Source organism: Rhodoferax sp. GW821-FHT10B06, from assembly GCF_059415605.1.
In genome coordinates this window covers 62797-85883 of record NZ_JBWKNO010000013.1, presented here as the reverse complement: position 1 = coordinate 85883, position 23087 = coordinate 62797, and the positions used below count along the sequence as shown (strand labels likewise).

General features: G+C 62.4%; 21 protein-coding genes and 1 tRNA gene. 4 read left to right on the top strand and 18 right to left on the bottom strand.

Features of this window, described 5'->3' with window-relative positions; all coding sequences use genetic code 11:
* Positions 1-147: 147 nt before the first annotated feature.
* From AC07O2_RS18800 to rpsB, 16 genes are all read right to left on the bottom strand, one after another.
* Positions 148-921, bottom strand: a complete 774-nt coding sequence (locus AC07O2_RS18800) for a TrmH family RNA methyltransferase (protein WP_495077269.1) — start codon at positions 919-921, stop codon at positions 148-150.
* A 31-nt stretch (positions 922-952) separates the two neighbouring features.
* A complete protein-coding gene (gene rnhB, locus AC07O2_RS18795; RefSeq protein ID WP_495077268.1) occupies positions 953-1591 on the bottom strand; it encodes a ribonuclease HII in 639 nt (212 codons plus the stop codon).
* Positions 1563-2711 carry a lipid-A-disaccharide synthase gene (gene lpxB / locus AC07O2_RS18790; RefSeq protein WP_495077267.1) on the bottom strand — a complete coding sequence of 383 codons (1149 nt, stop codon included), beginning with the start codon at positions 2709-2711 and terminating at the stop codon, positions 1563-1565. Before lpxB ends, rnhB begins: the two co-directional genes overlap by 29 nt.
* The gene (gene lpxA / locus AC07O2_RS18785; protein ID WP_495077266.1) at positions 2711-3499 is read right to left on the bottom strand and encodes an acyl-ACP--UDP-N-acetylglucosamine O-acyltransferase; all 789 of its coding nucleotides are present in this window, start codon (positions 3497-3499) and stop codon (positions 2711-2713) included. The genes lpxB and lpxA overlap by 1 nt, the downstream gene beginning before the upstream one ends.
* A gap of 9 nt (positions 3500-3508) precedes the next feature.
* Positions 3509-3949, bottom strand: a complete 441-nt coding sequence (gene fabZ / locus AC07O2_RS18780; RefSeq protein ID WP_495077265.1) for a 3-hydroxyacyl-ACP dehydratase FabZ — start codon at positions 3947-3949, stop codon at positions 3509-3511.
* The gene (gene lpxD / locus AC07O2_RS18775; protein ID WP_495077264.1) at positions 3946-4962 is read right to left on the bottom strand and encodes a UDP-3-O-(3-hydroxymyristoyl)glucosamine N-acyltransferase; all 1017 of its coding nucleotides are present in this window, start codon (positions 4960-4962) and stop codon (positions 3946-3948) included. The genes fabZ and lpxD overlap by 4 nt, the downstream gene beginning before the upstream one ends.
* 8 nt (positions 4963-4970) lie before the next feature.
* Positions 4971-5492: an OmpH/Skp family outer membrane protein gene (locus tag AC07O2_RS18770; RefSeq protein WP_495077263.1), complete on the bottom strand. Its 522-nt coding sequence runs from the start codon at positions 5490-5492 to the stop codon at positions 4971-4973.
* Entirely contained in the window at positions 5492-7789 is a 2298-nt protein-coding gene (gene bamA, locus AC07O2_RS18765; protein ID WP_495077262.1) for an outer membrane protein assembly factor BamA, read from the bottom strand. Before bamA ends, AC07O2_RS18770 begins: the two co-directional genes overlap by 1 nt.
* A 46-nt stretch (positions 7790-7835) precedes the next feature.
* Entirely contained in the window at positions 7836-9197 is a 1362-nt protein-coding gene (gene rseP, locus AC07O2_RS18760) for an RIP metalloprotease RseP (protein ID WP_495077261.1), read from the bottom strand.
* A gap of 12 nt (positions 9198-9209) precedes the next feature.
* Complete coding sequence (ispC, locus tag AC07O2_RS18755) at positions 9210-10388, bottom strand: 1-deoxy-D-xylulose-5-phosphate reductoisomerase (protein WP_495077260.1); 1179 nt, start codon at positions 10386-10388, stop codon at positions 9210-9212.
* A 16-nt stretch (positions 10389-10404) separates the two neighbouring features.
* Positions 10405-11259: a phosphatidate cytidylyltransferase gene (locus AC07O2_RS18750; protein ID WP_495077259.1), complete on the bottom strand. Its 855-nt coding sequence runs from the start codon at positions 11257-11259 to the stop codon at positions 10405-10407.
* A 9-nt stretch (positions 11260-11268) separates the two neighbouring features.
* The gene (uppS, locus tag AC07O2_RS18745) at positions 11269-11985 is read right to left on the bottom strand and encodes a polyprenyl diphosphate synthase (protein WP_495077258.1); all 717 of its coding nucleotides are present in this window, start codon (positions 11983-11985) and stop codon (positions 11269-11271) included.
* 68 nt (positions 11986-12053) lie between these two features.
* A complete protein-coding gene (gene frr / locus AC07O2_RS18740) occupies positions 12054-12614 on the bottom strand; it encodes a ribosome recycling factor (protein WP_495077257.1) in 561 nt (186 codons plus the stop codon).
* A gap of 30 nt (positions 12615-12644) precedes the next feature.
* Complete coding sequence (gene pyrH / locus AC07O2_RS18735) at positions 12645-13367, bottom strand: UMP kinase (RefSeq protein ID WP_490592644.1); 723 nt, start codon at positions 13365-13367, stop codon at positions 12645-12647.
* 71 nt (positions 13368-13438) lie between these two features.
* Positions 13439-14371: a translation elongation factor Ts gene (tsf, locus tag AC07O2_RS18730; RefSeq protein ID WP_495077256.1), complete on the bottom strand. Its 933-nt coding sequence runs from the start codon at positions 14369-14371 to the stop codon at positions 13439-13441.
* 91 nt (positions 14372-14462) lie between these two features.
* Positions 14463-15215 (bottom strand): 30S ribosomal protein S2, encoded by a 753-nt coding sequence (gene rpsB / locus AC07O2_RS18725; protein WP_490592642.1) that lies wholly within the window; start codon positions 15213-15215, stop codon positions 14463-14465.
* Positions 15216-15390: 175 nt separating this feature from the next.
* Between rpsB and AC07O2_RS18720 the strand changes: the two genes are divergently transcribed.
* The 3 genes from AC07O2_RS18720 (at position 15391) to AC07O2_RS18710 (ending at position 19589) form a co-directional block, all read left to right on the top strand.
* Entirely contained in the window at positions 15391-16761 is a 1371-nt protein-coding gene (locus tag AC07O2_RS18720; protein ID WP_495077255.1) for an amidase, read from the top strand.
* A 93-nt stretch (positions 16762-16854) separates the two neighbouring features.
* Positions 16855-18108 (top strand): D-amino acid dehydrogenase, encoded by a 1254-nt coding sequence (locus AC07O2_RS18715; protein ID WP_495077254.1) that lies wholly within the window; start codon positions 16855-16857, stop codon positions 18106-18108.
* A gap of 2 nt (positions 18109-18110) precedes the next feature.
* Positions 18111-19589, top strand: a complete 1479-nt coding sequence (locus AC07O2_RS18710) for an NAD(P)H-hydrate dehydratase (RefSeq protein WP_495077253.1) — start codon at positions 18111-18113, stop codon at positions 19587-19589.
* Between the two features lie 33 nt (positions 19590-19622).
* Here AC07O2_RS18710 and AC07O2_RS18705 read toward each other — a convergent pair whose 3' ends face one another.
* Both AC07O2_RS18705 and rnr read right to left on the bottom strand, forming a co-directional pair.
* Complete coding sequence (locus AC07O2_RS18705; RefSeq protein ID WP_495077252.1) at positions 19623-20378, bottom strand: SDR family oxidoreductase; 756 nt, start codon at positions 20376-20378, stop codon at positions 19623-19625.
* Between the two features lie 13 nt (positions 20379-20391).
* The gene (gene rnr / locus AC07O2_RS18700) at positions 20392-22674 is read right to left on the bottom strand and encodes a ribonuclease R (protein WP_495077251.1); all 2283 of its coding nucleotides are present in this window, start codon (positions 22672-22674) and stop codon (positions 20392-20394) included.
* A 160-nt stretch (positions 22675-22834) separates the two neighbouring features.
* On the opposite strand from rnr, the gene AC07O2_RS18695 reads away from it, so the two are divergent.
* Positions 22835-22919 (top strand) — tRNA-Leu (locus AC07O2_RS18695).
* The last annotated feature ends 168 nt before the right edge of the window (positions 22920-23087 follow it).

Sequence of the window (23087 nt, the reverse complement as noted above, 5' to 3'; positions counted from 1 at the left end):
TCTGGAAGGGGGTTCGGTGAGACCGGCGCTAGGCGTACGTGGATGCGGGAAAGCCCATCATTATAGCTCACCCCCAGGCTGCGCCACCCCGCCCAAAGGGCAGACCCGATGGCCCTCAAACCGGCTTTATGGATTCCTGCGAACCCGTCAACGGCCGATAGATGACGCGTGCAGACAGATCGCCGCCGCCGCCGCCACGTTCAGCGACTCCTCGCCGCCGGGCTGGCCGATGCGTACCGCGATCTGTGCGCGGGCCTGCAGGGCCGGGCCCACGCCCTGGCCTTCGTGGCCCATGGCCCAGGCGCAGGGAAAGGGCAGCTTCTGGTCTTGCAGCAGCGCGCCCTGGTGCGAGCTGGTGACCACCAGGGGCACGGCCAGCGCCTCCAGCGCCTCGGGCTCCAGGCCTTCGATCAGCCGCAGGCCGAAATGCGCCCCCATGCCGGCGCGCAGCACCTTGGGACTCCACAGCGCCGCCGTGCCCTTGAGCGCGATGATCTGCTTGAAGCCGAAAGCACCGGCACTGCGCAGGATGGAGCCGACGTTGCCGGCGTCCTGCACCCGGTCGAGGATGACGCTGGCCGCCGCCGGGTCCAGCGCGGTGGCGCTGGGCAGGTCGATGACAAAACCCATGGGCGCCGGCGATTCCAGGCTGCTCAGGTCGGCCAGCAGTTTATCTGCCATTACTATAGTTTTAATAGCTTCCTGCGCATATTGCGCCTGCGCCTGAGGCCAAAAAGACTCTGAAAACACCGCCAGCGCCGGCTTCCAGCCGCGGGCCAGCGCGGCCCGGCACAGGTGGTCGCCTTCGAGCCAGACCCGGCCCTGCTTGCGGTAGGCCGTGCTGTCCTGCGACAAGCGGCGCAGTTCTTTCAGCAGCGGGTTGTCGCGCGACTGGATGTGGGTGATGGGGTCGGAGCTCATCGAAGTACCTGCGTTGAACCTAGAGTGGCTTTCATGCTTCGGGACGGCTCTGCCGCCCAAGCATGGAAGTCACGGGAGCAAAAGTTTTACGGTGCAGCGGGCAGGCCCCATGAGCTTGCAGCGCCGCCAGGTGGGCGGCCGTGCCATAGCCCTTGTGCCCGGCAAAGCCGTACTGCGGGTAAGTGAGATCCACCTGCGCACACCAGCGGTCCCGCGTCACCTTGGCCAGGATGGAGGCCGCCGAGATCGCCGGCACCAGGGAGTCGCCTTTGACGATGGCTTCGCTGGTCACGCGCAGCGTCGGCAGGCGATTGCCATCCACCAGCACATGGCCGGGCTTGAGACGCAGGCCTTCAACAGCACGTTGCATGGCCAGCATGGTGGCTTGCAGGATGTTGAGGCGCTCTATCTCTTCCACGCTGGCTTCGGCGATCGAGCAGCACAGGGCCTTGGCCAGGATTTCGTCGAACAGCTGCTCGCGGCGCTTGGCGGTCAGCTTTTTGCTGTCGGCCAGGCCACGGATGGGGTGCAAGTCGTCCAGGATCACCGCCGCGGCTACCACCGGCCCGGCCAGCGGCCCCCGCCCGGCTTCGTCCACGCCGGCGACCAGGCCGCGCGGGCTCCAGGCCAACGGAACCTGTTCAGGCGCGGATGATTTTTTCGATGGCATGGGTGGCAAGTTGGGCGGTATCGCGCTGCAGCGTGTGGTGCAGCGCGGTGAATTTTTCTTCAAGAGCGGCGATTTTCGCAGAGCCCTTGGCGTCCAGCCACTGCAGCGTGGCCTTGGCCAGAGCCTGGGGCGTGGCCGCGTCTTGCAGTAGCTCGGGCACCACGAAGTCGGCGCACAGAATGTTGGGCAGGCCCACCCAGGGTTGCAGCTGCTTGCGCTGCATCAGCTTCCAGGACAGCCAGTGCATGTTGTAAGCGATGACCATGGGCCGCTTGAACAGCGCGGCCTCCAGCGTGGCCGTGCCGCTGGCGATCAGGGTCACGTCACAAGCGGCCAGTACAGTGTGCGACTGGCCGGCGACGATCTGCACGCGCCCGGCCAGGCCGGCCTGGGCGGCGATGGCTTCGATCCGCTGTTTCAGCGAGGGGATCGCCGGCACTACAAATTTAATAGCTGGCCGCGCAAGCAGCATCTGCGCTGCAGCCTGAAAGTACCGCAAAGCCAGGTATTTGATTTCGGACTGGCGGCTGCCGGGCAGGATGGCAACCACATCGTCTACAGCGTCCAAGCCCAGCTTCTGCCGTGCGGCTGCGCGGTCGGGGTTGAGCGGGATCACGCTGGCCAGCGGGTGGCCGACATAGGTGGCGGCAATGCCGTGCTCGGCCAGCAGGGCCGGCTCGAACGGAAAGATGCACAGCACATGGTCGGCCGCACGGCGGATCTTCTCTACCCGCTCCGCGCGCCAGGCCCATATCGACGGGCAGACGAAATGCACGGTGGGCACACCCTGTGCCTTCAGCGCGGCTTCCAGGCCCAGGTTGAAGTCGGGCGCATCCACGCCGATGAACACCGCCGGGCGCTCTTTCAGCAGGCGTTCACGCAATTGCTTGCGGATGTTGATCAGCTCGTACAGACGCAGAAACACGTCCATGTTGTAGCCGTGCACGGCCAGCTTGTCGCTGGGCCAGGCCGCCTGGAAGCCGCGCTTGGCCATCTGCGGACCGCCTATGCCGGTGGATTGCAGATCGGGCCAGCGCGCGCGCAAACCGTCCAGCGCCAGACCCGCCAGCAGGTCGCCAGAGGCCTCGCCGGCCACCATGGCGATACGGGGAGCGGACATCAGCGGGCGATGCCGCTGACGGAAGAGCCGAGGAAGTCGTCCATCAGCGCGATGTCCGCCGCGGCTTCGGGCATCTGGGTCGCCAGGGCCTGGATCGCGGCACGGGCTTCGTCCAGGGTCTTGCCCTGGCGGTAGATCAGCTTGTGCATCTCGCGGATGGCCTTCAGGCTCGCATCCGAAAAATCACGCCGTTTCAGGCCCACCAGATTGACCGCGCGCACTTCCAGCGGGTGACCATCCACCACCATGAAGGGCGGTACGTCCTTGTTCACATGGCTGGCAAAGCCGACCATGGTGTGGGCGCCGATGCGCATGCGCTGCAGCACGCCGGTAAGGCCGCCGATGGTCGCCCAATCACCTATCTGCACATGGCCGGCCAGCGTGGTGTTGTTGGCCATGGTGATCTGGTTGCCCAACTGGCAGTCGTGCGCGATGTGCACATAGGCCATGATCCAGTTGTCATCGCCAATACGGGTCGCGCCGGCGTCCTGTACCGTGCCGAGGTTGAAGGTGCAGAACTCGCGAATGACATTGCGGTCGCCGATCTGCAGTTCGGTGGGTTCGCCTGCGTACTTCTTGTCCTGCGGCACCGCGCCGAGAGAATTGAATTGGAAGATCCGGTTGTCGCGGCCTATCGTGGTGTGGCCTTCGATCACACAGTGCGGGCCTATCGTGGTGCCGGCACCGACTTTGACATGCGGGCCGATCACCGTGTAGGGGCCTACGCTGACCGAAGGGTCCAGCTGGGCCTGCGGATCGACAACGGCGGTGGCGTGGATAAGGGTCACACGCAGTCCTTAGGCGATGGTGCGCATCGCGCAGGTCAGCTCGGCTTCGACCGCCAGCTCTTCACCCACGGTGCCCTTGCCCTTGAATTTGAAGATACCGGACTTCATGCGCACCAGCTCCACGTCCAGCATCAGCTGGTCGCCGGGCTCGACCGGGCGCTTGAAGCGGGCGTTGTCGATGGCGGCAAAGTAGTAGACGGTGTCATCCTCGGGCGATTTACCCAGTGCATCAAAGGCCAGCAAAGCAGCAGCCTGGGCCAGCGCTTCCAGCATCAGCACGCCGGGCATGACCGGACGGCGCGGGAAATGGCCCTGGAAAAACGGCTCGTTGATGGTGACGTTCTTGAACGCGCGGATGGACTTGGATTTGTCGATGCTCACCACCCGGTCCACCATCAGAAAGGGGTAACGGTGGGGCAGCTGCTTGAGGATTTGGTGGATGTCCATCATGGTGTTTCTAGGCTCTTCAAATGTTGTTCTAGTGATTTTTCGACCGCTTTCAATCGGTCACGCAAACTGTGCAGCTGTTTCAGGGAAGCGGCATTCTTTTCCCACTTGCTGTTTTCATCGATCGGAAACATGCCGGTGTAGTGGCCGGGTTGGGCAATGGAACGGGTCACCACGGTAGCCGCAGAAATGTTGACACGGTCGGCCAGCGTCAAATGGCCCAGCACGATAGCCCCGCCGCCCACAGTGCAATGCGCGCCGATGTGGGCGCTGCCGGCCACACCGACACAGCCGGCCATGGCAGTGTGTTCGCCGATCTGCACGTTGTGGCCGATCTGGATCAGGTTGTCGAGCTTGACGCCGTTGCCAATCACGGTGTCGTCCAGCGCACCCCGGTCTATGCAGGTATTTGCGCCGATTTCCACGTCGTCGCCGATGCGCACCGCGCCCAGCTGTTCGATCTTTTCCCATGCGCCGGCATTCGGCGCAAAGCCAAAGCCGTCGGCACCGATCACCACGCCCGCATGCAGCAGGCAGCGCGCGCCGACACTACAGTCTTCACCCAGGGTGACGCGGGACTTGAGCACCGTACCGGCGCCGATGCGCGCACCGCGCTCCACCACGCACAGCGGGCCGATGGTGGCCGTCGGGTCGATGTCGGCACTCGGGTCCACCACGGCACTGGGGTGTATGCCCGGTGCTTGCGCAGCCGCGCGCTGGCGCTTCCATAACTGGGTGAGTTTGGCGAAATACAGATATGGCGCATCGGCCACGATGCAGGCACCACGCGCCAGCGCCATGTCGCGCTGGGCCGGGTCGACGATCACACACCCAGCTTGGGAATGCGCCAGCTGCTGCTGGTATTTGGGATTGCTGAGAAAGGCGATCTGACTGGCAGTCGCAGACTCCAGGGGCGCAATGCCGGTAATGGCCAGAAGGGCATCACCATGCAACTCGCCCCCCAGGGCCTCCACGATCGCGCCAAGGCGCAACACCACGCTGGAAGCCCCCGTCATCACTTCAATTATTTAGCGCCCGTCGTCGCATTCAAGGCCTTGATGACCTTGTCAGTGATGTCGTACTTGGGGTTGATGTAGACGGCCTCTTGCAGAACGGCATCGTACTTTTCAGTCTCTGCCACTTGCTTGATGACCTTGTTGGCCTTTTCCAGGACCTGCTGCAGCTCTTCGTTCTTGCGGGAATTCAGATCTTCCTGGAATTCACGGCGCTTGCGCTGGAATTCGCGGTCTTGGTCGACCAGCTGCTTCTGGCGCGACGTACGCTGGCTTTCGGCCAGGGTCGTAGCTTCACGCTCGAACTTGTCTGAGGCGGCCTTGAGCACCGAACCCGCATCGGTCAGCTCTTTTTCGCGCTTGGAGAACTCTTGTTCCAGCTTGGACTGGGCTGCCTTCGCGGCCGCAGACTCGCGGAAGATACGGTCCGTGTTGACAAATCCAACGCGGAACTCGTCTGCCTGCGCGTGTGCCGACAGAAGCATGGCTCCCAGAACAATGCCGGAGCCCCAGTTGCGTAGAAATTTCTTCATTAGAAAGACGTGCCTATTTGGAATTGCAAGGACTGGATTCTATCGCCAGCGAATTTACGTATCGGTTTGGCATAAGCCAGGCGAAGCGGACCGACCGGAGAAATCCAGCTCAGGCCCACGCCGGTGGATGCCCGCATGTCGCTGAAGCTCATTTTCTGGTCTTCGCCGTAGACGTTGCCAACGTCGGCAAATGCGAACAAACGCAGGGTACGGTCATTACCAGCACCGGGGAACGGCGACTGTATTTCGGTGTTCAAGGTGAACTTCTTCGGACCACCAATGACCGAGCCCGTCACGTCACGTGGCCCCAGCGTACCCTGCTCAAAACCGCGCACCGAACCCAGGCCACCGCCGTAGAAGTTCTTGAACACCGGGAATGGCTCACCGCCCAAGCCCTTGCCATAGCCCAGCTCACCGTTGAAGGCAAAGGTGAACTGCTTGGTCAAAGGCACATACTGCTGGTACTGGTAGTTGCTGCGCAGATAGCGGGCATCGCCGAACAGCCCGGCTTCGGTGTTGAAGCGCTGGTAGATACCGGAACTGGGCGCCAAGGTACTGTCGCGATTGTCACGCGACCAACCCACGGTCAAGGGGAAAGCCGAACTGGTGTAGCCAAATTTCTCGGCGTACGCCAAATAGGCAGCCGGGATATTGGTACCCGGCTTGATGGTGGTGCGCTCCAGGCTGGCGCCGAAGTAGATGGTGTCCAGCTCACTGAACGGCACGCCGAAACGCAAGCCCGCGCCCTGGGTCACCAGTTGGTAGTTACCGCCCTGGTCGTTATAGGGCTTGGTGGCGCGGTGGAACACGTCGATCGAGCGTGAAATACCGCTGTTGGTGAAATACGGATCGACCGTGCTGACCACCACCACCTGGTTGTATTTGCTGGTGTTGACTTCCAGGCCCAGGTAGTTGCCCGAGCCGAAGGCGTTTTCCTGCTTGATGCTGAACGACAGCGCCAGCTTTTCAGCGCTGGAGAAGCCTGCACCCAGCTGGATGCTGCCGGAGGATTTCTCTTCCACATTGATCTGCAGGTCCACCTGGTCGGGCGAACCGGCCACGTCCTGCGTCTCTACGCCAACTTCCTTGAAATAACCCAGACGGTCCACGCGGTCGCGCGACAGCTTGATCTTGTCACCGTCATACCAGGACGATTCGAACTGGCGGAATTCTCGGCGGATGACTTCGTCACGCGTGCGGCTGTTGCCGGCCACATTCACCTTGCGCACATAGGCACGACGCGAAGGTTCGGCCTGCAGCACCAGCACCACGCGGTTGGTGGCACGGTCGATTTCTGGACGGGCCTCAACCTGGGCAAAGGCAAAGCCGAAGCTGCCAAAGTTATCCTTGAACGCCTTGGTGGTCTTGGCGACCAGGTCGGCGTTGTAAGCTTCACCGGGCTTGATACTGACCAGAGATTTGAACTCGTCTTCCTTGCCCAGGTAGTTGCCTTCCAGGCGCACGGCGGACACCACAAAACGCTCACCTTCGGTGATGTTGATGGTGATAGACATGTCCTGCTTGTCGGGCGAAATCGCTACCTGGGTCGAGTCCACCTTGAACTCCAGGAAGCCGCGCGACAAGTAGTAGGAACGCAGGGTCTCGATATCGGCGTTGAGCTTGGCACGGGTATAGCGATCCGACTTGGTATACCAGCTGAGCCAGCCGCCGGTGTCCAGTTCAAACAGGCCGCGCAGGGTGGACTCCTCGATGGCTTTGGCGCCTACGATATGGATGTCCTTGATCTTGGCCGGCTCGCCTTCGGTGATCGTGAAGGTCAGGTTGACGCGGTTGCGCTCCACCGGCGTGACGGTAGTCACCACGGTGGCCGCATACAGGCTCTTGTTGATGTACTGGCGCTTGAGCTCTTGCTCAGCGCGGTCGGCCAAGGCCTTGTCGAAAGGACGGCCATCGGTCAAGCCCACATCGCGCATGGACTTCTTCAATGCATCCTTGTCAAACTCTTTGGAGCCGACAAACTCCACATCGGCGATCGTCGGGCGCTCTTCCACCACTACCACCAGCACATCGCCATTCACTTCCAGGCGCACGTCCTTGAACAGCCCCAAAGCAAACAAGGTGCGGATGGCCGCCGAGCCCTGTTCGTCGTTGTAGGTATCACCCACACGGAAAGGTAAAGATGCGAAAACAGTGCCGGGCTCTACACGTTGCAGGCCTTCGATGCGAATGTCGCGCACGGCAAACGGTGTCACGGCCCAGGCCGTATTGGCGACAAAAATCAAAGCCGCAGCAGCCGACAAAGACCGCAGGCGAAAGCTATTAAAGTGGTTTTTCATGGATAAGGGTCTTGCCAAACCTGCAGAGCAGCTCAGCGATTGAATGTTAGCCAAAGAGGCGGTTGACATCGTTAAACAACGCAATGGACATCATGAGCAACAGCACCGCACCACCTCCGCGTTGCAAGCGCTCCATCCAGGCGTCAGATACGGATTTGCCTGTCACGGCCTCCCAAAGATAATACAACAGGTGCCCACCATCGAGGATGGGCACGGGCAGCAGGTTCAGCACACCCAGGCTCACACTGATCAGCGCCAGGAACAGCAGATACTGTGTAAAGCCCAGGCTAGCCGACTTGCCCGCATACTCCGCAACCGACAAGGGGCCACTCAGATTCTTGATGGAGGCGTCACCCACCAGCATGCGTCCCATCATGCGCAAGGTCAGGCCGGACACCTCCCAGGTGCGCTCCACGCCGCGCCACAGACCATCGACCAACCCGTAACGTATGGTCACCATTTCAGGAGGGGCGCCCACATAGGCACCGATACGCCCCACCGACTGCAAACCCTCGGGCTTGATGTCCGGTGTAACGGTCACGTCCAGCATCTCGCCGGCACGCTCGACACGCCAGGTCTGCGCCAGCGGCTGACCATCCACCAAGGAGCCACGAATCACCGCGCGCAGCTGCTGGCCATCCACAATCGGCGTGGCACCGACCTGCACGACCAGGTCGCCGCGTTGCAAACCGGATCGGGCCCCAGCGCCATCGGCGGCCACATCTCCCAGCAACGGGCGCGTCCAGGGGCCCACCACACCTATGGTGCGGAACAGTTGGGCATCCGCATCCTGGGCATGCAGGCTGGCCAAGCCCATGACGACTTCGCGGCGGGCGCCATGTTCGTTCGAAGCCAATTCCAGACGCACATCGCGGCCATCCAGCGCGCCGCGCGTCAGCAGCCAACGCAGGTCGTCAAAGGACTGGACTTCGTCCAGCTCTTCACCGTCCCAGCCGGCACGGGTGACAACTTCGCCGCCCTGCACGCCAGCCTTTTCCGCCACCGAGCCTATGCCCGGGCTGGCCAGCACTGCGCGGGCTTCGTCCACACCACTCCAATTGATGACGCCGTACAGCAATACCGCCAACAACAAATTGGCCAAGGGCCCAGCCGCCACGATGGCCGCCCGCTTGGCCAGGGTCTGGGTATTGAAAGCCAGGTGACGCTCTGCTGGCGCCACGGGCGCTTCGCGCTCGTCCAGCATCTTCACGTAACCGCCCAGGGGAAATGCCCCCAGCACGAATTCGGTCGGTGAACCCTTGGGCTGCCAGCGTAACAAGGGCTGGCCAAAGCCCACGGAAAAGCGCAGCACCTTGACGCCACAGGCCACAGCCATGCGGTAGTGGCCGTACTCGTGCACGGCAATCAACAAGCCCAGCGCCACGATAAAAGCCACTATGGTCAGCATGGCAGTCCTTTACTAGATTTGCAGACGCGATACGGTCTGATGTGCGGCGGCGCGCGATTGCGCGTCCAACGCCAATAAATCTTCCAGCGTCTGCGGCTTGGAGGGGCTGACCGCTGCCAAAGTTGCAAGATTGATGGAATGGATCTGGTCGAAGCGGATACGCCGGTCTAAAAACGCAGCCACGGCCACCTCGTTTGCCGCATTCAGCACCGCACAGGTACCAGAAGGCGCACGCAAACTCTCCCAGGCCAACTGCAGACAAGGGAAGCGTTGAAAATCTGGCAGCTCAAAAGTCATCGCCGCCATCTTGGCGAAGTCCAGCCGCGCCGTGCCGCTCTCGATGCGCTCCGGCCAGGACAGGCCGTAGGCAATCGGCACCCGCATATCCGGCGTGCCCAGCTGGGCCATTACCGAGGCATCATGGAACTGCACCATGGAATGGATGATTTGCTGCGGATGGATGACCACCTCGATCTGCTCAGGCGTGACGCCGAACAGGTACTTGGCCTCAATCACCTCCAACGCCTTGTTCATCATGGTGGCCGAGTCCACCGAGATCTTGCGGCCCATGGCGAAGTTGGGATGGGCACAGGCCTGCTCTGGCGTGACATCGCGCAGCGTGGCCGGATCACGGGTACGGAAGGGGCCGCCCGACGATGTCAGCATGATCTTCTCGATGCGCCGTGGCCAGACCGCCGGGTCTTCAGGCAGCGACTGGAACACCGCGGAATGTTCGCTGTCGATCGGCAGCAGCAGCGCACCGCCTTCTTTTACCGCCGCCAGAAACACCTCGCCGCCGACCACCAACGCCTCTTTATTTGCCAACAGCAAGCGCTTGCCGGCGCGGGCCGCGGCCAGGCAAGGGGCCAAGCCAGCAGCCCCGACGATGGCCGCCATCACCGCGTTCACATCTTCATGCGACGCTACCATTTCAATAGCTGCTGGCGCAGACAATACCTGCGTTGGAAGGCTTATTTCCTTAAATTTTCGGGCCAGCAGTTCGGCATGCGGTACGCTGGCCATCACGGCAAAACGGGGTTTGAACTGCACGCATTGCTGCAGCATCAAATCCACCTGGGTCGCCGCCGTCAGAGCGAAAACCTCGAAGCGCTCTGGATGGCGGGCCACCACATCCAGCGTGCTGGTACCCACCGAGCCGGTGGAACCCAAAATCGTCAAAACCTGTTTCATACCCTGCTTCATGGGTTCATAAGCCTACAGCGGAGGCCAACATCATCGCCAGCGGCAGGATTGGCAGCAAGGCATCCACTCGGTCCAGCACACCGCCGTGACCGGGCAACAAACCACTGCTGTCTTTCACACCGGCGCTGCGCTTGACCAGAGACTCGATCAAATCCCCCGCCACACTCATGGCGGCAAGGAACAAGGCCGCCAACAGCAACAGCACATTGCTGCGCTCTGCCAGGCGGGTGTACAGACTGACCACCGTGACGTGGTTCGCACTATCTGCGGCCACCCAGGCAAACGCCAACACCACCACCCCCAACATACCACCGCACACACCTTCCCAACTCTTGCCGGGGCTGATGGCGGGAGCCAGTTTGTTCTTGAAAAATTTGGTGCCGAAGGCGCGCCCTGCAAAGTAGGCAAAGATGTCGGCCACCCAAACCAGCACCAGCGCCGACAGCAGAAAGTTAATGCCCACCACGCGGGCTTGGCACATAGCCAGCCAAGCGGCCCACAGGGCGGCAAACCCCACCGTGCCACGCACGACGCCAGGGATGCGTCCCCACCCATCCACGCCGCCACGCAGCAGCCAGGCACCCACCAGCACCCAGGCTGCACCGACCACGGTCCACAGCATCGGCGTATGCGCGGTCAGCAAACCCATCAACCAGGACACGGCGCAGGCCAGTGCCATCAGCAGGCCCAAGCCCAAAGATTTGGCCTGGCTCAAGCCATTCATGCGACCCCACTCCCAGGCGGCTGCGACTATCGCAACAACGGCCAGCAGACACAGCGGCTCGGGTGCTGGATAAAACAGCGCAGGCAAAAGAATCGCCAACAGAACGATGGCCGTGATGACACGTTGCAGCAGCATGGAAGGTGATCAGGTGGCCGTAGCCACCTGCTCCGAGGTTTTGCCAAAGCGGCGTTCACGGCGGCTGTAAACGGCAATCGCCTCGTCCAGCGCGGCTTCATCGAATTCGGGCCACAGCTTGTCGCTGAAGACCAGCTCGGAATATGCGGCCTGCCAGATCAGGAAGTTGCTGATGCGGAACTCACCGCCGGTGCGTATCAGCAGATCCGGGTCCGGCGAATGCGCCAGGGCCATGGCGCGGTCCAGACTTTTCTCGGTGATGGCCTCGCCCGCTGCAGCAAGTTTGCGCGCGGCCTGAGCAATATCCCAGCGACCACCGTAGTTGAAACAGATGTTGAGCACCAGCCGGGTGTTGTCGGCCGTCGCCTTCTCGGCTTCCAGCAGGCCATTGCGGACCTTTTCCGACAAGGCGCCAAGGTCGCCCACGAAGTGCAACTGCACACCATTGGCCTTGAGCTTGGCGACTTCCTTGGCCAGCACACCAACCATCAAGGACATCAACCCCGAAACCTCTTCTGCCGGGCGGTCCCAGTTCTCGGAGGAAAACGCAAACACGGTCAGCACGCCGACACCACGGTCCAGGCAAGCCTGCACGCAGCGACGCAAAGAATCCACACCCTGGTGGTGACCGGCAATGCGCGGCATGAAGCGCCGCGTGGCCCAGCGGCCATTGCCATCCATGACGATGGCAATATGGCCGGGAACCGAAGATAGAGAAGTAGCCATGTTAAAAATCAACCCCTGTCAAAAACACCGTGGAACCGACTGCATAAAGACCGGGGATGCTCCACATGCTAGACGGCCATGATGTCCTGCTCTTTGGCAACCACCAGTTGGTCAATTTCGGCGATGTGGCGGTCGGTGATCTTTTGCACATCGGCTTCAGCGCGCTTCTGGTCGTCTTCGGAGGCAAGCTTGTCCTTGACCAGCTTCTTCACGGCTTCGTTGGCATCGCGGCGCACACTGCGCACCACGATCTTGGCGCTTTCACCTTCGGTGCGTGCCAGCTTAGTGAGTTCCTTGCGGCGCTCTTCGCTCATGGCCGGCATGGGCACGCGGATCAGGTCACCCAACGAAGCGGGGTTCAAACCCAGATGGCTGTCACGGATGGCCTTTTCGACCTTGGACGCCATGTTCTTTTCCCAGGGCTGAACGCCGATGGTGCGCGAATCGATCAGCGACACATTGGCGACCTGGCTGATAGGCACCATGGAGCCGTAATACTCCACTTGCACGGTATCCAGCAAAGCGGGATTGGCGCGACCCGTACGGATCTTGGCCAGGTTGTTCTTGAAGGCCACGATGGACTGGTCCATCTTGGCTTGCAGATTGGTTTTAACGTCGGCGATAGTCATGCTTTTCTCCTCAGGGGCCTGCACACAGGGTCAGGCATGGACCAGGGTGCCCTCATCTTCACCCATCACCACACGCTTGAGCGCACCGTGCTTGAAGATGGAAAACACCTTGATCGGCAACTTCTGGTCACGGCACAAGGCAAAGGCCGTTGCGTCCATGATGCCCAGGTTTTGCGACATGGCTTCATCGAAGGACAGGCTGGCGTAACGGGTTGCCGAGGGGTCTTTCTTGGGGTCGGCGGTGTACACACCGTCCACCTTGGTGGCCTTGAGCACCACCTGCGCACCGATCTCCGCGCCGCGCAAAGCTGCAGCCGTATCGGTGGTGAAAAATGGGTTGCCAGTACCGGCGGCAAACACCACGACCTTGCCCTCTTCCAGGTACTGCAAGGCCTTGGGCCGCACATAGGGCTCGACCACCTGGTCGATGGCGATGGCAGACATCACACGCGCTGTCAGGCCGGCCTTGTTCATCGCATCGGCCAATGCCAATGCGTTCATCACCGTGGCCAACATGCCCATGTAATCGGCGGTGGCGCGGTCCATACCGACCGAGCCGCCCGCGACACCACGGAAAATATTGCCTCCACCAATCACCACCGCAACCTCCACACCCAAGCGGGTGACTTCGGCGACCTCTTCGACCATGCGCACGATGGTGTCACGGTTAATACCGAATTGGTCGTCTCCCATGAGTGCCTCCCCCGACAGCTTGAGCAAGATACGCTTGTAGGCTGGTTGGGCTTGGGTCATGGAAACTCCTTGGATGGTTGGATGAAAAATGGTAGGGGCAAAGTGTTTCGCGTAGATGTCTGGAACAGGACTTAGGCCGTAGCCTTGGCTGCAGCCACTTGCGCCGCTACTTCGGCAGCAAAGTCGTCAACTTTCTTTTCAATGCCTTCACCCACCACGTACAGGGTGAATGATTTGACATTGGTCGAAGCCGCCTTGAGCATTTGCTCCACAGTTTGCTTGTCGTTCTTGACGAAGCTCTGGTTGAACAACGAGACTTCCTTCAGGTACTTCTGCACGCCGCCTTCGATGCGCTTGGCAACGATTTCGTCGGACTGCACAGGCTTGCCGGCGGCCACTGCCACAGCAGCGTCCTCAGCAGCCTTGGCTGCTGCCACGGAACGCTCTTTAGCGATCAGGTCTGCAGGCACGTCAGCGCTGGTCAGGGCCACGGGCTTCATGGCGGCGATGTGCATCGCGACATCCTTGGCCGCCACTTCGTCGCCTTCGAACTCAACCACCACGCCGATGCGCGTGCCGTGCAGGTAACCCGCCAGCTTGGAGCCGGAGAATTGCTTGAAGCGGCGGAAGGTCATGTTTTCGCCGATCTTGCCGATCAGACCCTTGCGCACATCTTCCAGCGTGGGGCCGAAACCGTCTTGCTCGTAAGCCAGGGCGCTCAGGGCAGCCACATCGGCTGGGTTGTGCTTGGCGATCAATTGCACCGCACCTTGGGCCAGAGCCAGGAAGCTGTCGTTCTTGGTCACGAAGTCGGTTTCGCAGTTCACTTCCAGCAGAGCGCCCACAGATGCCGATCCGGTGCCTTCGAAGTAGCTGGTCACCACGCCTTCAGCGGTCACGCGCGATGCGGCCTTGCCAGCCTTGCTGCCGAGCTTGACGCGCAGCAGTTCTTCAGCCTTGGCCATGTCGCCTTCGGCTTCGGTCAGGGCCTTCTTGCATTCCATCATGGGAGCATCGGTCTTGCCACGCAGTTCAGCGACCATGCTTGCGGTAATTGCAGCCATATTTCTCTCCGTCTTAAATCAAAAAAATTAGTAAAAAAAAGGGGGCTTGCGCCCCTCTTTCATGGCGGCGAACCGCGCAATGGAGAAGCGCTTAGGCAGCGGCTTCGCTCACTTCCACGAATTCGTCGGCAGTTTCAGCAGCCACGGCCTTGACCACATCGCTGGCGGCGTTGTTACGGCCTTCGATGATGGCGTCAGCGATACCACGGGCGTACAAAGTGACAGCCTTGGAGGAGTCATCGTTGCCTGGGATTACGTAGTCAATGCCTTCGGGCGAGTGGTTGGTATCGACCACGCCGATCAGCGGAATGCCCAACTTGCGGGCTTCAGCGATGGCAATCTTGTGGTAGCCAACGTCGATTACGAAGATCGCGTCTGGCAAGGTGGTCATATCCTGGATGCCACCGATGTCTTTTTCCAGCTTGGCCATTTCGCGGGCAAACATCAGCTGTTCTTTCTTGCTCATGCTGTCCAGACCGGCTTCTTGCTGGATCTTCATGTCTTTCAGACGCTTGATCGAGGTCTTGACCGTCTTGAAGTTGGTCAGCATGCCGCCCAACCAGCGTTGGTCAACGAAAGGCACGCCAGCACGGGCTGCTTCACCGGCGACGATTTCGCGGGCTTGGCGCTTGGTGCCGACCATCAGGATGGTGCCACGGTTGGCGGTCAGTTGCTTGGCGAACTTGGCCGCGTCCTGGAACATCGGCAGCGATTTTTCCAGGTTGATGATGTGAATTTTGTTGCGGTGACCGAAGATGAACGGGGCCATCTTGGGGTTCCAGAAGCGGGTTTGGTGACCAAAATGGACGCCGGCTTCTAACATTTCGCGCATGGTGACAGACATGGAGTTCTCCGTAAGGTTGTGTCTAAAATTCAGTCCGATTTGCAACTGTTTTGAGATACTCAAAGTCAGCGCAACACCTTGAATGGACTGGTTTGCGATTAGTTTTACTGCAACAGTCAAACGATTCTGACCGATCAGCAAAACCCAAGGAGTGTAGCACGCTCCACGCCACACCATGTTTACAGACCTTGTCGCCACCCGCCTGAAGCTGCAATCGCGGCAGTCCACCCCCCTGGAAGAGCTGGAACGGTCGATCGCCATCGCCCAGTCGGATGCATGCAAAAGCGCTTTTCTGCATACCCGCTTTGATACCGCCCGCAGCGTGGCCGCACAGCCCCGCATCATAGAAACACCGCTGGCCGGCCTGGCGGTGTCGGTCAAAGACCTGTTCGATGTGGCTGGCGAAGTCAGCAGCGCCGGCTCCACGGTGCTGGCCGACCGACCCGCTGCCGCAGCCGACAGCCCCGCCGTGGCGCGCCTGCAGGCCGCTGGCGGCGCCATCCTGGGCCGCACCCACATGGTGGAGTTCGCTTTTTCCGGCGTGGGTACCAACCCGCACTTCGACACACCGGCCGCCTGGGATGGCCGCTACAACCAGCCTGCGGGCGCCCGTACCGTAGGCCCCGTGGCGCGGGTGCCGGGCGGCTCATCGTCGGGCGCTGCGGTGTCGGTGGCCACCGGTGCGGCTTTCATCGGGCTGGGCTCGGACACCGGCGGCTCGATCCGCATCCCGGCCGCGCTGAACGGCATCGTGGGCTTCAAAAGCACGACCCGGCTGGTGCCTACGACCGGCGCCACCCCCTTGTCCAGTACGCTGGACACGGTCTGCGCGCTGACCCGCAGCACGCGCGATGCCGTGCTGGCCCATGAAATCCTGGCCCAGCGCAGCGTGGCACTCAGCGACGCACCGCTGTCGCAATACCGCATTGCCGTGGCCAACAACATCCTGCTGGACAACCTGGACTCCACCGTGGCCCGCGCCTTCGAGCGCGCACTGCAGCGCCTGCGCGATGCCGGCGCCACGCTGGTGGAGCTCCCTCTGGAGCCAGTCAACGAGTTGGCCCGCATCCAGCAAACCGGTGGCTTCTCGGCGGTAGAGTCGTATATCTGGCACCGCCCTCTGCTGGGCCGTGGCCCGCTCACGCGCGCCGCCTACGACCCCCGGGTACTGGTGCGCATAGAACGCGGTGCGCAGATGCGGGCCTTCGAGTATTTCGAGCTGGTAGAGGCACGCGCCGCCTGGATCACACAGATGGAGGCCGCCTTGCGCGGCTTTGACGCCGTGGTCTCGCCCACCGTGCCCATCGTGGCGCCACCCATCTCGCATATGGCACCGGGCACGGCGCGCGACGACGCCTTCTTCCACGCCAACGGCCTGTTGTTGCGCAATACCAGCGTGGTGAACATGCTGGACGGCTGCGCCATCTCCCTGCCCTGCCATACGCGCGATGAACTGCCAACCGGCCTGATGCTGTGGAGTACCGCGATGCGCGATGATGCCCTGCTCAGCCTGGCATTGCAGGCCGAGCAAGCACTACAGTTTTAATAGCTACCTGCGCAGACGATACCTGCGCAAGAGCCACTTTTCTTATAAAAACAAGGTCCCCATGCATGTCGTGAAGATGCGGATGTTTTCCGCATGAAAGTTGCCATCATTGGCGCCGGAGTCATCGGCGTCAGCACAGCCTATGAGTTGGCCGCCGACGGCCACGAAGTCACCGTTTTCGAACGCCGCAGCGCCGCCGCCGAAGAAACCAGCTTTGCCAACGCCGGCATCATCGCGCCCGGCTACGTCACCCCCTGGGCGGCCCCAGGCATGCCGGGCAAGATGTTCAAAAGTCTGTTCCAGCGCCACGCCCCGCTGCAGCTGGGTCTGCGCCTGTCCACCGGCGACCTGGCCTGGATGTGGAAGTGGCGTCACGCCTGCAAGCTCGACACCTACCTGGCCAACCGCAGCCGCCTGCAGCGCCTGGCCTTCTACAGCCGCGAACGCCTGCACGCGCTGGCCCACACGCTGCACCTGGAATACGACCGCAGCGACGGCTATATGGTGCTGCTGCGCACCGCGCAGGACGCAGCCATGGCCGAACCCGGCCTGCAGCTGCTGCGCGATGCGGGTGTGCGCTTCCAGCAGATCGACGTGGCCACGGCACGCAGCATCGAGCCCGCGCTGTGCGCCGAGACCGACTTCTTCGGTGCCATCCACCTGCCGGACGACGAGGTGGGCAACTGCCGCCAATTCACCATGCTGCTCAAGGCCGCGGCCCAGCAGCTGGGTGCAAAATTTGAGTTCAATCGCACGGTAGCGCAGATAAATCCTGCGCCAGCAGCTACGGTTTCCATAGCAAACGAGACCACGCCCCGGCGCTTCGATGCCGTGGTGGTGTGCGCCGGCATGGCCTCGGCCGCCCTGCTCAAGCCGCTGGGTCTGCATATACCGCTGGCGGCGGTGTACGGCTATTCGCTCACCGCCAATATCCGCGAGCCGCTGAACGCCCCCGTCAGCGCCGTGATGGACGAGCACTACAAGGTCGCCATCTCACGCATGGGCCAGCGCGTGCGCGTGGCCGGCAGCGCCGAGCTAGGTGGCCTGCCCGACACCAAGAACCCCGCCGCCATCGCCACCCTGTACAAGGTGCTGCACGACTGGTTCCCCGGTGCGGCCCAGCTGGCCAGCAATGTGCAGATATGGAAAGGCGCCCGCGCTATGCTGCCCGACGGCCCACCCCTGATCGGTGCCAGCGGCCTGCCCGGCGTCTGGCTCAACCTGGGCCACGGCTCCAGCGGCTGGGCCCTGGCCTGCGGCAGTGCCCGCGCCACGGCTGACCTGGTAGCCGGCCACAGCCCGGCCATCGACATGGAAGGCCTGGGCCTGGAACGCCTGAGGAGCTGAGTATGCAACGCATCAACGCCGACCAATCGCAGCCCCTGTTCGATACCGCCGCCTCGCGCCGCATCGAACAGGCCGCCTTGGCCGGCCTGCCCAACAACACCTTGATGCCCCGCGCCGGCCTGGCCGTGGCCCGTTTGGCCCGCGCTCTGGCACCGCATGCGCGCCGCATCTGGATCGCCTGCGGCCCCGGCAACAACGGCGGCGACGGCCTGGAAGCCGCGGCCCAGCTACAACAGCACGGCGTCCAGGTCGTGGTGACTTGGTTGGGACAGGAAGCCCGAGCCTCCAGCGACACCCTGGCCGCCCTGGGGCGCGCCCGGGCGGCCGGCGTGCAATTTGCCGACACCCCACCCACCGACCTGGACGCCCAGGACCTGTGCATAGACGCCCTGCTCGGCCTGGGCCAAAGCCGTGCCCCCAGCGGCAGCATGGCCAGCTGGATCGTCGCCATGAACGCCAGCCCAGCCCCCACGCTGGCAGTGGACCTACCCACCGGCCTGCAAACAGACACCGGCGCACTTGCTACAAATTCAGTAGCTGCCCGCGCAGATGAAACAAGCGCTGCAGCCATCATTTATGCAGACCACACACTCAGCCTGCTGACGCTCAAACCCGGCCTGTTCACCGCCCATGGCCGGGACAGCGCAGGCCAGGTCTGGCTGGACGCACTGGGCGTCACGCCCGGTATCGCGGCCAGCGCCCGGCTGCTGGGCGCGCCGCAGCCCCCACAGCGCAGCCACGCCAGCCACAAGGGCAGCTACGGCGACGTGGCCGTTATCGGCGGCGCGCCCGGCATGACCGGTGCTACGCTGCTGGCGGCCACGGCCGCCCTGCACCACGGCGCGGGCCGGGTCTTCGTCGGCCTGTTGGACGGCGGCAGCATGCAGGTCCACCCACAGCAGCCCGAGCTGATGTTCCGTGCCCCGGGGGCGCTCAAACTGCATGCCCTGGCCGTGGTCTGCGGCTGTGGCGGCGGCGAGGCCGTGCGCCCCCTGCTGCCGCGCGTGCTGGGCGAAGCTGCCCGCCTGGTGCTGGACGCCGACGCCCTGAACGCCATCGCCAGCGACACCGCCCTGCAAGCCCTGCTGCGCCACCGCGCGGCCCAAGGCCTGCCCACGGTGCTGACGCCGCACCCCCTGGAGGCCGCACGCCTGCTGGGCTGCACCACGCTGCAGATCCAGGCCGACCGCCTGGCCGCCGCCCAACAACTGGCCGACCGCTTTGCTTGCGTGGCCGTGCTGAAAGGTTCGGGCACGGTGATCGCGGCCCCACTGCGAACACCGGCCATCAACCCCACGGGCAATGCCCGGCTGGCCACCGCGGGAACGGGGGACGTGCTGGCAGGCATGGTGGGCGCACGGCTGGCGGCGGGCCAGTACGCCATGGATGCCGCCTGTGACGCGGTCTATGCCCATGGACTGGCAGCAGACCGCTGGCCCGAGGGCAAGCCTTTAACGGCCAGCGCGTTGGCGCAGTTCTAGCCGCCCGGCACAATACGACAGAGTAAAAGCGGCCTAGCCCCGGCCCACGAACGGCATCTTGGTCGCCATCACGGTGTGGAACAGCACATTGGCATCGAGCGGCAGGCTGTCCATGTAGAGCACCGACTTGCCCACGATGTTGACGTCCATGACCGGCTCCACCACCATCTCGCCGTGGGCCTGCAGAATGCCGGTGGTCATGCGCTGAGTCATATTGGTGGCGGCGTTACCGATGTCGATCTGGCCCACCGCAATATCGTATTTGCGCCCGTCCAGCGCGGCCGACTTGGTCATGCCGCGCACCGCGTGCTTGGTGGCGGTGTAGGCAATCGAATTGGGCCGCGGCGTGGTGCTGGAGATGGAGCCGTTGTTGATGATGCGGCCGCCGCGCGGGGTCTGCGCCTTCATCACCCGGAAGGCCTGCTGTATGCACAGAAACATGCCGGTGAAGTTCACATCCACCACGCCCTGCCACTGCGCCAGGCTCAGATCCTCCAGCAACACCCCCGGCGCACTGGTGCCGGCATTGTTGAACAACAGATCGACGCGGCCAAAAGCCTGCACCGTGGCTTCAAACAAAGCCTGCACAGCTGCCGGGTCGGTCACATCGGTAGGCACTACCAGCGCATTCTGCGCGGCACCGGATTCGGCCTGCACAGCCAACAAGGCTTCGCTGCGCCGCCCGGCGAGCGCGACACGGTAGCCATCGGCCAGCAGGGCCAAGGCCACAGCCCGGCCGATGCCGCTGCCGGCGCCGGTCACCACGGCGACTTTGGAATGGTGAACCATAGCCTTCCTTCGCCTATCTGCGGGTACGCGGTTTCTGGGTTTTCTTCTTGGCCGCACCGCCCTTGGCGGAAGCCGAACCCGAGGACTTGACCGCAGACTTGGCCGCCTGCACTGGCGTGCGCGGCGCGTGATCACGTGACTGCGACTCCTTGCGGCCAGAGCGCTTGGAAGGCGCAGCCTCGGATTTGGAGCGGTTAGGACCGTCGCGCTGCACGCCCTTGTCTTTCATGGCGCGGTTCACCAGATCTTCCCCTTCACGTATCAGGCGGAAGTCGATCTTGCGTCCGTCCAGATCGACGCGGCTGACCTGGACCCGCACCCGCGTGCCGATGGAATAACGGATGCCGGTACGCTCGCCACGCAGCTCCTGGCGGGCCTCGTCGAACTTGAAGTATTCGCCGCCCAGCTCAGTGATGTGCACCAGGCCTTCTACGTACATGGCGTCCAAGGTGACGAAGATGCCGAAGCCGGTGGCCGAGGTGACCACGCCGCCGAACTCCTCGCCCAGATGCTCACGCATGTATTTGCATTTGAGCCAGGCTTCCACATCGCGGCTGGCCTCGTCGGCGCGGCGCTCGTTGGCGCTGCAATGCAGGCCGGCAGCCTGCCAGGCCAGGGTTTCAGGGCTGACTTTCTTGGGCTTCAGGTCGGGCTCGGCCACCTTGCCTTGCAGGCGCGCGTGGTTGTTCTTGCTCAGGCGCTTGGCCAGCTTGGCATGGGCTTCGCCCGGCGTGGGCAGCGTCGGCAGCTGGTACTTGCGGTGCGCCAGGATCGCCTTGATCACGCGGTGCACCAGCAGGTCCGGGTAGCGCCGGATGGGGCTGGTGAAGTGGGTGTACGCGTCAAATGCCAGGCCGAAGTGCCCGCTGTTACTGGGCGTGTATATGGCTTGCTGCATGGAGCGCAGCAGCATCGAATGGATTTGCTGGGCGTCGGGCCGGTCCTTGGTGGCCGCGGCAATCGCCTGGAACTCGCCTGGCTTAGGGTCGTCGCTGATCGACATGCCGACGCCAGTGGCCTTCAGGTAGTTGCGCAGAATCTCGATCTTCTCGGGTGTAGGGCCTTCGTGCACGCGGAACAGACCGGGGTGCTTGCCCTGCGCGATGAAGTCGGCGCTGCAGACGTTGGCAGCCAGCATGGCCTCTTCGATCAGCTTGTGCGCCTCGTTGCGGGTACGCGGCACGATTTTCTCAATCCGGCCGTTTTCATCGCAAACGATCTGGGTTTCGGTGGTTTCAAAGTCCACCGCACCACGCGCCTGGCGGGCCACCAGCAGCGCCCGGTAGACATCGTGCAGATTCAGCAGATCGTTAACACGATCCTTGCGGCGCAGCGCCTCAGGGCCACGGGTATTGCCCAGAATGGCCGCCACCTCGGTATAAGTAAAGCGCGCATGGCTGTACATCACCGCAGGGTAAAACTGGTAGGCGTGCACCTCGCCCTTGGTCGTCACCAGCATGTCGCAGACCATGCACAGGCGTTCTACCTCGGGGTTCAACGAACACAGGCCGTTGGACAACTTCTCAGGCAGCATGGGGATCACGCGGCGCGGGAAATACACGCTGGTTGCGCGGTCATACGCATCCACATCGATGGCCGAGCCGGTTTCCACGTAGTTGCTGACATCGGCAATCGCCACCAGCAAACGCCAGCCCTTGCTGCGTCCGACCTTGGCCGGTTCGCAGTACACAGCGTCGTCGAAGTCGCGGGCGTCTTCGCCATCGATAGTGACCAGGGGCACATCGGTCAGATCGACGCGATTCTTCTTGTCTTGCGGCCGCACCTTGTCTGGCAAGGTGCGCGCCAGGGCAATACACGCATCGGAGAACACATGCGGCACGTCGTATTTGCGCACTGCGATTTCGATCTCCATGCCGGGGTCGTCCACCTCGCCCAGCACTTCCTTGACGCGACCCACCGGCTGGCCGAACAATGCAGGCGGCTCAGTGAGTTCAACCACGACCACCTGGCCTGGTTTGGCGCTGCCAATGGCCGTCTTGGGGATCAATACATCCTGGCCATAACGCTTGTCTTCGGGAGCCACCAGCCAAATGCCGCTTTCCTGCAGCAGGCGACCAATGATGGGTTGGACCGGGCGTTCAATGATCTCGACAACCCGACCCTCGGGGCGGCCCTTGCGGTCGCTGCGCACGATACGGGCCTTGACCCTGTCCTTGTGCAGCACGGCGCGCATTTCATTGGAGGGCAGATAGATATCCGACTCACCATCATCGCGCAGTACAAACCCGTGTCCATCGCGGTGTCCCTGGATGGTGCCTTCGATCTCGTCCAGCAAGCCGCTGGTATGACTGGTCGTTTTGATAAGGATTCTCTCTTTCTGGTTTGCCCAAAGGGTAGCAGAGCGCGGCAGGCAACGGAAAAAACTGCGGATTTCATCAAGCCTTCAGCCCGCGAGTCAAAACGCTGTTTTTCCCATGTTATACTTTAACTTGTGGGCCCAGATGGCGAAATTGGTAGACGCACTGTGTTCAGGTCGCAGCGCCGCAAGGCGTGCTGGTTCGAGTCCAGTTCTGGGCACCACACCTTATCTCGAACAAAAACCGCTAATCAGTTAGCGGTTTTTTTCTGGTTAAAAATCTGCAAACTACCAATTGCAGATGGTTAGAGTTTAGTGGGCCCAGATGGCGAAATTGGTAGACGCACTGTGTTCAGGTCGCAGCGCCGCAAGGCGTGCTGGTTCGAGTCCAG